Raw genomic sequence first — 14,000 nt, 5'->3', positions numbered from 1 at the left:
TAGGGGACTTCGATGTCCGTAAGACGCACACGCAAAGACGATGGCAGCCAATGGACAGTTGCGGACAGCCGCAGTGTTTACGGGATTCGCCATTGGGGGGCCGGGTATTTCGCGATCAATGACGCCGGTCGCGTCGAAGTTCGTCCGAACGGCCCGACCAGTTCGCCTATCGACCTGTTCGAGCAAGTCGACCAACTGCGCAAAAGCGGTTTGTCCTTGCCGTTGCTGGTGCGGTTCCCAGACATCCTGCAAGACCGCGTGCGTCAGCTGACCGGTGCGTTCGACGCCAACATCGAGCGTCTGGAATACCAGAGCAAGTACACCGCGCTGTACCCGATCAAGGTCAACCAGCAGGAAGCGGTGATTGAAAACATCATCGCCACCCAGAACGTCTCGATCGGTCTGGAAGCCGGCTCCAAGCCTGAGCTGCTGGCGGTACTGGCCCTGGCGCCGAAGGGTGGCACCATCGTCTGCAACGGTTACAAGGACCGTGAGTTCATCCGTCTGGCGCTGATGGGCCAGAAGCTGGGCCACAACGTGTTCATCGTGATCGAGAAAGAATCCGAAGTCGGTCTGGTGATCGAAGAAGCGGCGTCGCTCAAGGTCAAGCCACAGGTCGGCCTGCGCGTGCGTCTGTCGTCCCTGGCGTCGAGCAAGTGGGCAGACACCGGTGGCGAAAAATCCAAGTTCGGCCTGTCGGCGGCGCAACTGCTGTCGGTGGTCGAGCGTTTCCGTGCCGCTGGCCTGGACCAGGGCATTCGCCTGCTGCACTTCCACATGGGGTCGCAGATCGCCAACCTGGCGGACTACCAGCACGGCTTCAAGGAAGCGATTCGTTACTACGGCGAACTGCGCAACCTTGGCCTGCCGGTCGATCACATCGACGTCGGCGGCGGTCTGGGCGTGGACTACGACGGTACTCACTCGCGTAACGCCAGTTCGATCAACTACGACATGGACGATTACGCCGGTGTCGTGGTCGGGATGCTCAAGGAATTCTGCGATGCGCAGAGCCTGCCGCACCCGAACATCTTCTCTGAAAGTGGCCGCTCCCTGACCGCCCACCACGCGATGCTGGTGGTTCAGGTGACCGACGTCGAGAAACACAACGACGACGTGCCGAAGATCGACAACAAGGAAGAGCTGCCGGAAACCGTGCAGTGGCTGGTTGACCTGCTCGGCCCGACCGACATCGAAATGGTCACCGAGACCTACTGGCGCGCCACGCACTACATGAGCGACGTGGCCACCCAATACGCCGATGGCAAGTTGACCCTGGCGCAAAAAGCCCTGGCCGAGCAATGCTACTTTGCCGTTTGCCGCCGTCTGCACAACTCATTGAAGGCCCGTCAGCGTTCCCACCGTCAGGTGCTCGACGAACTCAACGACAAGCTGGCCGACAAGTACATCTGCAATTTCTCGGTATTCCAGAGCCTGCCGGACACCTGGGCCATCGGCCAGGTCCTGCCGATCCTGCCGCTGCACCGTCTCGACGAAGAGCCGCTGCGCCGTGCGGTGCTGCAAGACCTGACCTGCGACTCCGACGGCAAGATCAAGCAGTACGTCGACGAGCAGAGCATCGAGACCAGCCTGCCGGTGCACGGTCTGAATGACGGTGAAGACTATCTGCTGGGGATCTTCCTGGTGGGTGCCTACCAGGAAATTCTTGGCGACATGCACAACCTGTTCGGTGACACCGACTCGGTGAACATCTATCAGAATGCCGACGGCAGCGTGTACCACGCCGGTATCGAAACCCACGACACCATCGAAGACATGCTGCGTTACGTGCACTTGTCGCCGGAAGAGCTGATGACCCACTACCGCGACAAGTGCGCCAGTGCCCGCATCAGCGCCAGCGAACGCACCCAGTTCCTCGATGCCTTGCGTCTGGGCCTGACCCGTTCGTCTTACCTGTCTTCTTGAGGTAAGGCACCGCGCCCATCAGGTTGTCTGAAATTTCTCCGTACGTTGCGGAAATTTCAGATGACCTGGTACGGGGCTTCTCTTTTTTCACGCGAAATAACCCACATACCGAGCAATCCAAGCGATGTGGTCTTCTTTTCACGTAGGTCATTTCCTAAGTTGTACTTCGGCACTCTACTCGGCCATGTCTCTCAGCGAGAATCCCCAGCCGCCCCTCCTGTAGAGAATCGCCGATGTTCGATCCAGTCAACGAACCGTCATTTCGTCTGGATATAGCGGGTCTTGCCGACCCCTTTGAGGTCTTGGCCTTTACCGGTAGTGAAGCCATCAGCGAGCCTTTTGCGTTCGACGTGGATCTGCTGAACGATGACCCGACGCTGGACCTTGCAAGCCTGCTGTACCGCTCGGCCTTTTTGCACTTCGGGCCGCAGGGGGAGGGTATTCACGGGCAGTTGCTTGGCCTCGTTCAATCTGGCCATGGCGATGAGCCCAGGCTTTGTCGTGTACGTCTGGGCCCCAGGCTTGCTTGCCTGGCCCAGCGCTTCAATCAGCGAATTTTCAGCGATCGCTCGGTGCCGGAGATTCTTGCTCAGGTGCTCAAGGAGCATGGGATTGCCGGCAAGGATCGTCGTTTCGACCTGAGCGGCGATTATCCGCCCCGTGATTTCTGCACGCAGTATCGGGAATCGGACCTGCAGTTTCTCCAGCGTCTATGCGCCCAGGAGCGGCTTCATTACTACTTCGAGCACCGCGTGCGCGGGCATTGTCTGGTCCTGGGCGACGGTCTTGGGCAGTTTTGCCGTGGCGAAGAGAGGGTCTTCGAGGATGAGAGCGAACGACCGGGAGTGCATCAGTTCAAGCTTCATGGCTGCGGGCAGATTGCCGAGGGGCAGACGAACCTGCCAACGCTGCGCAGTGGTCAACTGATGCCGCTGTCCGGTCATCCGTGTTCGCACTGGAATCGTCTCTGGCTATTGACCCATGTCGAGCACCAGGGAGGACAGCAGCCAGGTTTTTTGTATCGCAACCAGTTGCGCGTCGTTGTGCAGGAGGTGCCTTTCATTGCGGCTCATCCGGTTGTGAAACCGAGGATGCATAGCCTGCAACGGGGATGGGTAGTCAACGTCGGAGAGTCTTGTCCCGACCCCGGCAGATCGGTTGCCGTGCAGTTTGACTGGCTTTATCAAGGCGAGGGCGCAGCCCCCAGCCACTGTTGGTTGCCGTTGTCTGGCGAGCTGGAAGGCGCGGGTGTCGTGCCCTTGAGTGAGGGCGCGCAAGTGCTGGTGAGCTTTATCGAAGGTGATCCCGACCAACCCTTGATCAGCGGATTTCTTCCCGGACCACCGTCCAGCGCAGAGTCAGCCATGGCCGAGCTGCTATCCGCCTCAACCACTGAAGCCAGCCGCGCGGTTGATGGTTTACTGGGTTTGCTGCAATCCAGTGAACCCTTGGTGCTCCTGTGTCTACTGCCCGGTGGGGGCAGCTTCAGTCATTGCGCGCAATCCTTATGCACTTGCCGGGCAGCGATGCAGCTTGGCCAGAGCGGTGCGGCATGATTGCCGTTCAGGCGCCCGACTCGACCCCGCAATGGCTGTTGCTCGATGTACCGGGCGTGCCTCAGGCCGGTGTGATGTTGCCGCAACAGTTTGCTCATGCCCGATGGTTCTGGCTGTTCGAAGGCACCGAGTTTCACCCGTTGCGTGAGCGCGGACCAGCCTTGGTCGACCTTCGCTCATGCCCGGCGCTCGCCGAGCTGTACTTCAGTGAGCCGCACACGTGGAGCGGGTTGCTGCTGGTCAGTGAAGCCTCTTCATCACAGCTGCTGGAGCATTTGCGCCGCATGCTCACCGTCACCTTCAGCCTGCATCACCGGGCCTTGTTGAGTTACTGCAACCCTCAAACGGCGAGTTACTTTTTCGATGCCTGCGATGCGCAGGAGCTGAGTCGCTGGCTCGGTCCGATCGATCAGTTGCGCTGGTTCGGCGGTACCTGGGCCGACCGGGCCATTGGCTGTCAGGGCTGGCAGCAGTTGTTCAATCCGCGGCTTGCCGTCAGGCCGCTGGCCGTTGAAGAAGACCTCAGCCCGCGTCAGCGAGACACCTTGCAAACCTGCTTGCTGGAACAGCACGCTTGGCGCTGGAGCCGCTCCACCGGGACCGACTACAACAGCTTGTGGGCTCATATGCAGGAAGGGCTGGAACTGGGTTTCAGTGAACGCCCGGTGCTCGATGGCTGGTTATGGCTGCGCTTGCAGCACCCCGATGTCGTGCCGGGGCTGCCGTTATCGGGAACCACCCAGCAAGAGCGTCTCGATAGCCTGCGCAACCTGTGGCAAAACGATCAACCCTGAACGAGTTGAAGGTTTGCCGCTCGTCATCCTTTGAGCCAGCTGTCGTTCTTGCGCAAGTACCAGGCGAACGTGCCAAGGGTCAGGCTGCGCAGCAACATGAACAACAGGAAGGTTATCCACAGTCCATGGTTGCCCAAGTCTTTCATCATCCAGGCGAAGGGCAGCAGCAGGATCACCGTCAACAGCATGCCGTTGCGCATTTCCCGGGCGCGGGTGGCGCCGATGAACAGACCGTCGAGCACGTAGCTCCAGACCGCAATCAGCGGCAGCGCGGCGAGGTACGGCAGATAGATGAAGGCGGTGTCGCGCACGCTCTGGATGTTGGTTTGCATCTGGATGAACAGGTGCCCGGCGAACAGAAACAGCAAGGCAAACCCCAGGCTTGCCAGCAGCGACCAACCGCACGCCACCACCAGTGAGCGGCGCAGGGCCTGTCGGTCGCGAGCGCCAATGGCGTGTCCGCACAGGGCTTCCACGGCGTGGGCCAGACCGTCCAGTGCGTGGGCGGTCAGCAACAGGCCGTTAAGCAGTAACGCATTGGCGGCGACCGTGGCATCGCCCAGTCGTGCGCCCTGCACGGTGATCAGAAAAAACACCGACTGCAACGCCAGGCTGCGGATGAAGATGTCGCGGTTGACCGCCAACAATGGGCGCCAGCTCTGCCACAACGCCAATGCGGCCCAGGCGATATGGCCGGGATAGGCGCGCAGGGCGTTGCGGGTCATGAACAGGCCGATCAATGCGCCGGTCCACTCGGCGATCACCGAGGCCCGTGCCGCGCCGACCACGCCCCACTCCAGGCCGAGCACAAACCACAGGTTGAGTGCGATGTTGACCAGGTTGGTGCTCAGCAGAATCGCCAGCGGAGCCCGGGCATTCTGGGTGCCGAGAAACCAGCCGACCAGCGCATAACTGGCCAGCGCCGCCGGCAGGCCGAACAGCCGCGTGTGGAAGAACTCGCGGGTCAATTGATCCAGCTCTGCCGACGGTTGCATGAAGTGCAACGCACCCCCGCTCAACGGCACGCCCAACGTCCCCAACAGAATGGCCAGGCCCACGGCCAACAACAAACCTTGCAGCAATATCTGCCGCAACGCTGCGCCGTCCCCGCGCCCGGCAGCCTGGGCGGCGAACCCGGTGGAGCCCATGCGCAGAAAGCCCATGGCCCAGGCGAGAAAGGTATACAGACTGGCGCCCACCGCGACGGCGCCGAGCTGATGAGCATGGGGCAGGTGGCCGATGACGGTACTGTCGACCAGCGCTACCAGCGGTACGGAAATGTTCGAGAGAATCATCGGGGCGGCGAGCGCCCAGACGCGACGATGGGTCGGACGGTCGCGCCAGTCGGCAATCAGGTTGGACATGCAGGCTCCTTGGGGGCGCCTGCATTGTAGCGGTAGTTTGTTTTGTCGTGATCGAGTGGGCTTAGTGAATGATCCAGCTCAGCAACCACAACCCCAGCAGCAACCAGATAATCCCCATGATGATCGACGCGTTCATGAAGGCGCGGATCGCCGACCACAGCAGCATCAGCCCGAGGATCAACGTGATGATGCTGATGATCGAGGTTTCCATGCCCAATGCCTGGGCCAGCCCTTCGACAAAATTGCTGCTGGCGTTGCTCAACAGGCTGAACAGACCACTGAGGGCATCGATGATAAAGCGGATGACCGAACCGATTGCCTGGCCGAGCCATTCGAAAAAGCTGTCTACCTGCATGTATACGTCCTGATGGAGTGGTGGCGTGGTTGCCGGATCCGAGCCTTGGGCTATTGATCGTGCTCCCGGGTTCCCGTAGAAGCTGCCGAAGGCTGCGATTTTTTTGAGTATGGCGCAAGTACGCAGGCACAACGCTGCTACTTGCCTTCACCCGCCATCCCCCTGAAGCTATACGCCTTCAGGAGAGCCCGATGAACCTTGTTGAACTGACCGAACGCCTGCACGCCATTCGTGACCGCAATGACTGGCGGCAATTTCACAGCCCGAAAAACCTGGCCATGGCGGCGAGCGTGGAAATGTCCGAGCTGGTGGAAATCTTCCAGTGGCTGACCGAAGACCAGTCGCGCCAGTTGCCGGCGGACAAACTGACCCATGCCGGGCAGGAAATCGGCGACATCGTGCTGTATCTACTGCTGCTGTGCAGCGAGTTGGGGCTGGACATGAATGAAGTGGTACGCAGCAAGCTCGCGGACAGCGAACGGCGGTTCAGCTGATGAGCGACCGTCATTTCGATCAGTTGGCGACCCGCTTCGCCGAAAAAATCTACGGGGGCGCCAAAGGGGCGATCCGCCTCGCAGTACTGCAGGCCGACCTGGCCGAAACCCTGCCGGACCGCCCGTTGCGCGTACTGGACATCGGCGCCGGCCTGGGCCACATGTCGTTGTGGCTGGCCCAGCGCGGTCATCAGGTGACCCTGGCCGAACCCGCCGAGCCGATGCTTGAAGGCGCTCGCCAGCGTTTCGCCGAAGCCGGGCAGACGGCGACGTTCATTCAAGCGCCGTGGCAGGAGTTGCTCGGTCAACTCACCGAACCCTATGACCTGGTGCTGTGCCACGCCGTGCTGGAATGGCTGGCCGAACCCCATGCGATTTTGCCGGTGCTGCATCAGTTGACGAAGCCGGACGGCTGGTTGTCCCTGGCGTTCTATAACCGCGACGCGCTGATCTACCGCAACCTGCTCAAGGGCCATTTCCGCAAGATGCGCAAGAACGATATGGCCGGCGAGAAGCAGAGCCTGACGCCGCAACAGCCGCTTGATCCACGGGAACTGGCGGCGCAACTTGAGGGCCTGTGGCGGGTCGAAAGCCAGAGTGGAGTGCGGGTTTTTCACGACTACATGCCGGTGGAATTCCAGGCCCGCGCCGAACTGCTCGACTTGCTGGAAATGGAGCTGGCCCACCGCCGTCACCCAAGCTTCGCCGGGCTTGGGCGCTACTTGCACTGGATCTGTCGGCCGATCTGACCGGAGCGCGCAATGAAAAGTCGTTCAGGGTTACTGTTGATCTGTCTGGGGTTGGCGGCCTGTCAGGGCAGCAACCCTTACATCGCGACGTCCAGGCCCCTGCCACCGGCGCCGCCCCAGGCCGCCGGCACTTTCGACCGCAGCGCCTACCCGGCGGCGCCACGCGATTACGGCCGCTATCGCAGCTGGGCCTGGCTCAACGGGCGCCTGCCTGCGGGCACGGCCTGGGCTGACTCGGAGCAGGTGGCCGAAGCCGTCAGCAATGCCCTCGATCAACGCGGCCTGCGCCCGTTGCATGACAACCGCCCGGCGGACCTGTTGGTCAGCGCTGACCTGCGCCTGGAAACCCGCTTGCGTCAGGTGCAGGACGGCTCTGGTTACGGTGGCGGCTACGGAGGGGGGTATTACGGCGGCGGTTACAACCGCTACGGCAGTGGTTACGGCATGTACAACACGGTGCCGGTCATCCGTACTTATCAGGTGCAAGTCGTGGTGGTGCGGGTCGATCTGTTCGACGCGAGCACCGGTCAACCGGTGTGGAGTGCCAGTGCCGAAACCAGCAGTCAGGGCAACCAGAGCGAGCGTGCCGATGCCCTGCGCGAAGCTGTCGAAAAGGCCATGTCGGCGTATCCTCCTAGTTAGCTTCCTGTTCAGGAAGCCTCCCGCAGGTGCATGTCTTCAATTGGAGAAAAATCATGTTCCGCCGTCTCGTTTTACTGGCCATGGCTGCGCTGCTCACTGCCTGCGCCGCCAACCAGGTCAATCATGACTTCGATGCCAGTCGCGACTTTGCCGCCTATCGCAGCTGGAGCTGGAAAGAGCCCGCCGTGCAATACCGTCCCGATGACCCACGGATCAAGAGTGACCTGACCGAACAACGCATCCGCCAGGCCGTTGCCGATCAACTGGATCAGCGTGGCTTGCGTCCGGCCGCCGCCGGCGCCAAGGCAGACCTGAAGGTGCAAACCTACCTGATCGTTGAAGATCGCCAGCAACAAGTGACCACTAACTATGGCGGCGGTTGGGGTGGCCCATGGAACGGTTATTGGGGCGGGCCGATGTACAACGAAACCCGCAACGTCAGCTACAAGGTGGCGACCATCCAGATCGACCTGCTCGATGGCAAGGACGGCAAACTGGTGTGGCGCGGCAGCGACGAGCAAACGCTCAGCCGCACACCCAAGCCAGAGGACCGCAGCAATACGATACGCCAGACGGTCGGGCGCATATTGGCTAACTATCCACCGCGCTGAACCCTGAACTGCCTGACACCACAGACCCACTGTGGAAGCGGGCCTGTGGCGAGGGAGCTTGCTCCCGCTTGAGTGCGTAGCGCTCACAAAATCGACAGTGGTTGTCAGATTTTTGAGGCTGCTACGCAGCCCAACGCGAGCAAGCTCGCTCGCCACAGGTTTCTCTGATTCAAGACTCTCTTTTGTGAGCAGCATTGCCCTCCCACAGGGAGTTTTTGTTGGTGGGATGGCGAGTTGCCAGCAATCCGGCAAACCCTTGTCTACACTGCTGTTCATCAATGGAGGTAGCCCTCGGCGGTGCGCCGGCAAAGGAGTGCGCCATGTCTCCCCGCTTGCAGTTTCGTAGCCCGGCCCGGCAACGGGGAGCGATCGGTCTGATGGCGGTGCTGACCCTCGGCATGGCCCTGGTGTTCCTGCTGATCGTGGTCGACAGTGGCCGCTTGTACCTGGAAAAACGCAGCTTGCAGCGGCTAGCGGACATGGCCGCACTGGAGGCTGCCACGCGTAACGGTGATTGCGCCGCGGGTACCACCGCGACCGTCTATGCCACTGCCAGCGTAAACCGCAACGGCTTCACCCTTCCTGACCCCACGCGCAGCCTGGCGGTAGCCTGTGGCACCTTGAGCCTGGACGCCAACAGTCTGCGGGTTTTTGTGGCTAACCCAAGCAGCAGCGAAGCCATTCGGGTGATCGTCAGCCATTCGGTGCAGCAGAGTTTCGCCGGTGGCGTTGGCGCCCTGTTCGGCGGTGCTCCGGCCGGGGCGACCCTCAACCTGACTGCGACTGCCGTCGCGGCGCTGCCGCCACCGCTGGCATCGCTGACCCTGCGTACCACGGCGCTGAGCGTCGATAGCAGCAAGTCGGCTACCCTCAATGCGCTGTTCGGCGGTTTGCTCGGAGGCAGTCTGAACGTGTCCGTGGCAGGGTGGGATGGGTTGGTGAACACCAACATCAGCCTGCTGGGTTACCTTGATCGACTGAAGGTCGACCTCGGTCTCAACGCCGCCGGGTATGGCCAGGTATTGGGCGCTTCGGTGGCCGTCAGCCAATTGATCCAGACCGCCGTGAATGTGCTGGACCCCGGCGGCACCCTCGGCGCGACGGCGACCATTGTCGGTCTGCAAGCGCTCAAGGTGGCCGCTGGCTCCACGACTGTGGTGTTGGGCAATCTGCTGCACGTCGAGAGCGGCAGCGACATCTCAACGTTCGCGACGACTGTGAGTGTGTTCAACCTGATCGAAGGCGTCGTGCAACTGGCCAACAAGAAAAACGGTGTGGTGGCGACAGTGCCGATCAATCTGGCAGGGCTGGCGCAAATCACCGCTCGGGTGCAGGTGTTGGAGCCGCCGCAACTCTCCGCGATAGGCAATCCGAAAAACGCCGCGCTGGATCCGCTGGGGCCCAATCGGATCTATGTGAAAACAGCGCAGCTTCGCACATTGTTGTCGATCGACTTGCCGGCGCTGGACGCCATCGCGGCCCTGGTCAACGCGGCGGCGGATCTGGCAGGACCGCTGACCAACACCCTCAACGCCTTGCTCAACCTCGACCTGGTGGCCGTGCTCAATTCACTGACCTGTGCCATCGGCGTACCCTGCCAGACGCCTGACATCATGGTGTTGCCGGGGCCGATACGGCTCGACGTGGCGCTGGATGTCGCCAGTGCCAACAGTTACGTCACGGCCTACAGCTGCGTCAGCAACACCAATAAAACCTTGACCACCAGCACCAGCACATCGCTGGTGAACCTGAAAATCGGCCGGATCGATGCGGTCAGCATGTTTGGCAGCAACACCACACCGCCGGCGGTCACGGTGCAGCCGTTGAAGCTGATCGATATCGGCATCAAAACCTGTCGCAGATTTTTGTTCGTGCCTATCACCTGCGATCCGCGTGTGCCCGGTGTCGGTGGTGGCATCGATATCGTCGCCGACACCAGTGTGACGCCGAGCACCAACATGCCCCACGTCTACTCCGCACCCCCCGCCAGCAGCCTGCCGGACATCAACCAGCCACCGTTCTACTACTCGTTTTCCACCAGCAGCATCGTCAGCAACCTGCTCAACACCCCGGTTAACCTTCACGTTGATATGTATGGCCCTTCGGGCAGTCTCGTCGGCGGTCTGGGAGCGATCCTGAGCAGCGTGACCAGTTTGCTGGGCAGCGCGATCAACGGCGTGCTCAACCCATTGCTCGACAGTCTGATCAACACCGTGCTGATAAGCCTTGGGGTCGACTTGAACAAGGTCGATGTCGGCGCCAACCTTAGCTGTCACTCTGGGCGCGCGACGCTGGTGATCTGATCGCCCGGGACAATCGGCAGCTCGATACAGAACCGCGCGCCCTCGGCCGAGTTTCTTACGCTCAACCGTCCGCCCATGTTCTCGACGATGCCGTAACTCACCGACAACCCGAGCCCGGTGCCGACGCCCACCGGTTTGGTGGTGAAGAACGGCTCGAAAATCCGCTCCAGCAACCGCGGGTCGATACCGCCGCCGTTGTCCTCGACCCACAGCCGCACCGCGTGTTCATCGTATTCGGTGTACAACGAAATCCACGGTTTGAACGCCGGGTCGGTCTCGCGTTTGCTCAGCAATGCATCCCGCGCATTGACCATCAGGTTGATCAGCACCTGTTCCAGCTGATCGACATAACCGCGCACCTGCACATCAAAACCACTCTCGCTGACCCGCAGATCGACGCCTTTGCCACGCAGGCCTTCGGACAGCAGCGCGAGCGTGCCCTCGATGGCTTGAACCGGATTGAACGGCTGCTGTTCGATCTCCGAACGCCGGCCGAACACCCGCATGTGATCCACCACCCGCGCGGCGCGCTGGACCTGTGCGTCGATGCGATTGAGTTTGTCTGTCAGGTAATCGATTTGCGCGTCGCCATTGCTCAGACGCTTGAGCACATTGACGATGGCCATGCGCATCACGTTCAGCGGCTGATTGATTTCATGGGCCAGCCCAGTGGCCATTTCGCCGAGGGTGGCCATTTTCGCGCTCTGGGTAAGCTGTTGCTGCGCGCGCCGGACCTCGGTGTTGTCGCGGCCCACGGCTTGAATCTCAAGCAAGCGACCCTGCTCGTCAAACACACCGCGATCCGACCAGACCCACCAGGCGTGTTCCCGTCCTGGCAGTTGCAGGTTGATTTCCGCGGTGCTGACCGGGAACTCCGGGCTCAGTCGACTGAGGCGTTGGAGGAACGCATCGCACTGTTCCGGCGACATCCAGCTACCCAGGTTTACCCCCGGCAGCTGCTCGGGCTGGCATTCCAGATAGGTCGCCAGTGGCCGGTTACCGAAGGTCAGCGTCAGGTCGGGTCGATAGCGGCAGATCATCGCCGGGGAATCTTCCACCAGAATCCGATAGCGCTCTTCACTCTGTTTGACTTTCTCGGCGGCCAAGGTTGCCTCGGTGACATCCAGCCACAGGCCCACGGCTTCCACCGGCAGCCCGAGGTCGTCGCGCAGCAGTTTGGCTTCGTCGAGCAGCCAGTGGTAATCGCCGCGACTGTCGCGCAGCCGATAACGGGCGCTCACCGAACCCTCGCGCAGCAGTTGCCGGGTGCGTTCGAAATAGCCGTCGCGGTCTTCGGGATGGACCCGCTCCACCAGCGAGCCTGCGGCGCAATCGGCGAGCGACCAGCCGAGCAATGGCAGCAGGCTGTCACTGAAAAACGTCGGTTGCAGCGCCCCTTCGACGTAGCGCTGCACGTAGATCACCGCCGGTGAACTGGCGATCAGGTTGTCCAGCCGGGCATGGGCGGCAGCGGCGTTCTGCTGCTGGTTTTTGATGTCGCTGATGTCGAGCATGAAGCCCACCAGCCGGCGGTTTTTACCGATGCCCAATGCCTGGCCTTGCAGTCGATACCAGATTGGCGTTTGTGTCGTGTCGGGGTGATGCAGGCGTACGCACAACAGCAACGGCGCGCCTTCGTCCTGCAAGGATTGCAGGCGAATCGTCAGCTCTTCACGGTCGGCGGGATGAATCTGTTCGAGCCAGTCGTGCAGCGGAAAACGAGCGCTCGTAAGGTTCAGCGTACTGGCGAGCGACGGCGCCAATTGCACCTCGGCATGGTCGCTGAAAACCTCCCACCAGCCGGTACCGAGCAACGCTTGCAGAGATTCCAGGCGCTCCAGTTGCAGATGGTGCTGATGCTCGCGCAAGCGCTCCAGCAGCGGCCCGGCCAGGGCGGCGGTGAGTTGCAACCAGTCGCGCTCGCTCAAGTCGGGGGCACGTTCTTGCACCGGGTAGAAACCACAGAGCAACCACGCGACCACGCCCCGGGCATTGCGATAGGGCACCGCGAACCCTTCGGCGTTGCCGAAAATGCTTTGCAGGCGTGGGTGCTCGCTGGGTGTCAGCTGTTGGGGGACGGAGCCGTTCAAACTGTCGAGGCCGGTGCCCAGGCGTTGATTGATATCCCACAACCTTGGCGCATCGAAGGCCGCATACTGCTGGTGAATCAACCAACCCTCGGCCTGTTCATCGAGCAAGGCCATGGCCATGCACGGGATCTGAAAACGCTGGGCCAGGCCTTGCAGTTGCTCCGCCAGCACCTCGGGCAGACGAGGTGGGCTGCACAGGCGCAATTGTTCGCTGACTTGCGCCGCGAGCAACTGGCATTGTTCACGGCTGCGCGCTTGTCGACGTTCGAGCAACAAGTCGCCGATATCGATCAACTGCAACAACCATTCTTCGCCCGACGGTTGCACCCAGCCACGTAGATGCAGCGGTTGTCCGGCGAGGCTGAAAAAGTCCAGGTCCAGGCTCTGTCCCTGCCACTCGGCCGGCGTGCCTTCAACCGACAGGGTGCTATGGGGCATGAGGTAATCGAGCAGGTGCGGTGGTGACTGCGTGTCGGTTATTTGTTGCTCAAGCAGATGACGCAGCGGGCCACTGAGGTGAATCACTCGACCTTCGTCATCCAGATGCAGCTGCAAACCGACACGCTGCACGCTCGCAGGGTCTGGCGTATTCGGGGTCTGTGGCGGATGGCGATTGAGCAGACGTCCGAAGAGTTTGTCCCCGGAGCTCAAAACTGCAGACTCGATTGGGCCGTGAGGGTCGCCGGCAGATTGGGCACCGAGCCGATTCCCGGCAGCACCAGGAACGGCAGCACTTGATTCAGTTTACTGGTGGGGTAGTTGATGGTGACCGTCAGCACGCCGCCGGTGTAGGTGGCGCTGGCGTCGGTGGCCACGTTGAAATTCAGCGCGGCGGGAATCCAGGCCAGCTGCCGGGTCAGTTCGGTGGTGGCAACGGTTCGTACGGCGGTGTCGTAATTGGCGGTGCCCGGGTCAAGCGCCACACTGCGGCGCACCGCTTCGGCCGTCGATTTATTGAACGATTGCATCAGTAACAGTGGCAGGCTGTAACTGACCAGCCCATAAAACACGGCAAAAAATATGATGAACACCAAGGCAAACTCAATCGCCACGGCACCTTTTTGTTTGCGGGGGAGGCCTGTATTCATGAGTGCGTCTACCCTGACAATTACTGCG

At 61.3% G+C, this 14,000-nt stretch carries 12 protein-coding genes; 8 read left to right on the top strand and 4 right to left on the bottom strand.

The window, feature by feature from the left end; genetic code table 11:
* Positions 1-12: 12 nt before the first annotated feature.
* The 3 genes from speA (at position 13) to AC1RO5_RS16675 (ending at position 4,276) form a co-directional block, all read left to right on the top strand.
* On the top strand, positions 13-1,926 hold the full coding sequence (speA, locus tag AC1RO5_RS16685; RefSeq protein ID WP_007937227.1) for an arginine decarboxylase: 1,914 nt from the start codon (positions 13-15) through the stop codon (positions 1,924-1,926).
* A gap of 233 nt (positions 1,927-2,159) precedes the next feature.
* Entirely contained in the window at positions 2,160-3,482 is a 1,323-nt protein-coding gene (locus AC1RO5_RS16680) for a contractile injection system protein, VgrG/Pvc8 family (protein ID WP_493176322.1), read from the top strand.
* Positions 3,479-4,276: a DUF4123 domain-containing protein gene (locus tag AC1RO5_RS16675; RefSeq protein WP_493176321.1), complete on the top strand. Its 798-nt coding sequence runs from the start codon at positions 3,479-3,481 to the stop codon at positions 4,274-4,276. Before AC1RO5_RS16680 ends, AC1RO5_RS16675 begins: the two co-directional genes overlap by 4 nt.
* Positions 4,277-4,299: 23 nt before the next feature.
* On the opposite strand, the gene AC1RO5_RS16670 is transcribed toward AC1RO5_RS16675, so the two are convergent.
* Both AC1RO5_RS16670 and AC1RO5_RS16665 read right to left on the bottom strand, forming a co-directional pair.
* Entirely contained in the window at positions 4,300-5,640 is a 1,341-nt protein-coding gene (locus AC1RO5_RS16670; protein ID WP_493176319.1) for an MATE family efflux transporter, read from the bottom strand.
* Positions 5,641-5,701: 61 nt separating this feature from the next.
* Positions 5,702-5,995: a hypothetical protein gene (locus AC1RO5_RS16665; RefSeq protein ID WP_493176318.1), complete on the bottom strand. Its 294-nt coding sequence runs from the start codon at positions 5,993-5,995 to the stop codon at positions 5,702-5,704.
* A 191-nt stretch (positions 5,996-6,186) separates the two neighbouring features.
* Here AC1RO5_RS16665 and AC1RO5_RS16660 point away from each other — a divergent pair, with 191 nt between their 5' ends.
* From AC1RO5_RS16660 to AC1RO5_RS16640, 5 genes are all read left to right on the top strand, one after another.
* On the top strand, positions 6,187-6,489 hold the full coding sequence (locus tag AC1RO5_RS16660; protein ID WP_477812994.1) for a MazG-like family protein: 303 nt from the start codon (positions 6,187-6,189) through the stop codon (positions 6,487-6,489).
* Positions 6,489-7,238 carry a methyltransferase domain-containing protein gene (locus tag AC1RO5_RS16655; RefSeq protein ID WP_493176316.1) on the top strand — a complete coding sequence of 250 codons (750 nt, stop codon included), beginning with the start codon at positions 6,489-6,491 and terminating at the stop codon, positions 7,236-7,238. Before AC1RO5_RS16660 ends, AC1RO5_RS16655 begins: the two co-directional genes overlap by 1 nt.
* 12 nt (positions 7,239-7,250) lie before the next feature.
* A complete protein-coding gene (locus AC1RO5_RS16650; protein WP_493176315.1) occupies positions 7,251-7,880 on the top strand; it encodes a DUF4136 domain-containing protein in 630 nt (209 codons plus the stop codon).
* A gap of 53 nt (positions 7,881-7,933) precedes the next feature.
* Positions 7,934-8,491 (top strand): DUF4136 domain-containing protein, encoded by a 558-nt coding sequence (locus AC1RO5_RS16645; RefSeq protein ID WP_493176314.1) that lies wholly within the window; start codon positions 7,934-7,936, stop codon positions 8,489-8,491.
* 320 nt (positions 8,492-8,811) lie between these two features.
* Entirely contained in the window at positions 8,812-10,794 is a 1,983-nt protein-coding gene (locus AC1RO5_RS16640; RefSeq protein ID WP_493176312.1) for a pilus assembly protein TadG-related protein, read from the top strand.
* Here AC1RO5_RS16640 and AC1RO5_RS16635 read toward each other — a convergent pair.
* Both AC1RO5_RS16635 and AC1RO5_RS16630 read right to left on the bottom strand, forming a co-directional pair.
* Positions 10,764-13,535: a PAS domain-containing sensor histidine kinase gene (locus tag AC1RO5_RS16635; protein ID WP_493176311.1), complete on the bottom strand. Its 2,772-nt coding sequence runs from the start codon at positions 13,533-13,535 to the stop codon at positions 10,764-10,766. The two genes, AC1RO5_RS16640 and AC1RO5_RS16635, sit on opposite strands and share 31 nt — an antisense overlap.
* On the bottom strand, positions 13,532-13,972 hold the full coding sequence (locus AC1RO5_RS16630) for a TadE/TadG family type IV pilus assembly protein (protein WP_493176309.1): 441 nt from the start codon (positions 13,970-13,972) through the stop codon (positions 13,532-13,534). Before AC1RO5_RS16630 ends, AC1RO5_RS16635 begins: the two co-directional genes overlap by 4 nt.
* Positions 13,973-14,000 lie beyond the last annotated feature (28 nt).

The organism is Pseudomonas sp. GW822-FHT02G04 (assembly GCF_058802085.1).
This window is presented reverse-complemented; position numbering and strand designations above follow the sequence as displayed.

Excerpts from the sequence above, each read along its gene's own strand:
- speA (WP_007937227.1), top strand. The coding sequence starts at position 13 with ATGTCCGTAAGACGCACACGCAAAGACGATGGCAGCCAATGGACAGTT.
- AC1RO5_RS16680 (WP_493176322.1), top strand. The coding sequence starts at position 2,160 with ATGTTCGATCCAGTCAACGAACCGTCATTTCGTCTGGATATAGCGGGT.
- AC1RO5_RS16675 (WP_493176321.1), top strand. The coding sequence starts at position 3,479 with ATGATTGCCGTTCAGGCGCCCGACTCGACCCCGCAATGGCTGTTGCTC.
- AC1RO5_RS16670 (WP_493176319.1), bottom strand. The coding sequence starts at position 5,640 with ATGTCCAACCTGATTGCCGACTGGCGCGACCGTCCGACCCATCGTCGC.
- AC1RO5_RS16665 (WP_493176318.1), bottom strand. The coding sequence starts at position 5,995 with ATGCAGGTAGACAGCTTTTTCGAATGGCTCGGCCAGGCAATCGGTTCG.
- AC1RO5_RS16660 (WP_477812994.1), top strand. The coding sequence starts at position 6,187 with ATGAACCTTGTTGAACTGACCGAACGCCTGCACGCCATTCGTGACCGC.
- AC1RO5_RS16655 (WP_493176316.1), top strand. The coding sequence starts at position 6,489 with ATGAGCGACCGTCATTTCGATCAGTTGGCGACCCGCTTCGCCGAAAAA.
- AC1RO5_RS16650 (WP_493176315.1), top strand. The coding sequence starts at position 7,251 with ATGAAAAGTCGTTCAGGGTTACTGTTGATCTGTCTGGGGTTGGCGGCC.
- AC1RO5_RS16645 (WP_493176314.1), top strand. The coding sequence starts at position 7,934 with ATGTTCCGCCGTCTCGTTTTACTGGCCATGGCTGCGCTGCTCACTGCC.
- AC1RO5_RS16640 (WP_493176312.1), top strand. The coding sequence starts at position 8,812 with ATGTCTCCCCGCTTGCAGTTTCGTAGCCCGGCCCGGCAACGGGGAGCG.
- AC1RO5_RS16630 (WP_493176309.1), bottom strand. The coding sequence starts at position 13,972 with ATGAATACAGGCCTCCCCCGCAAACAAAAAGGTGCCGTGGCGATTGAG.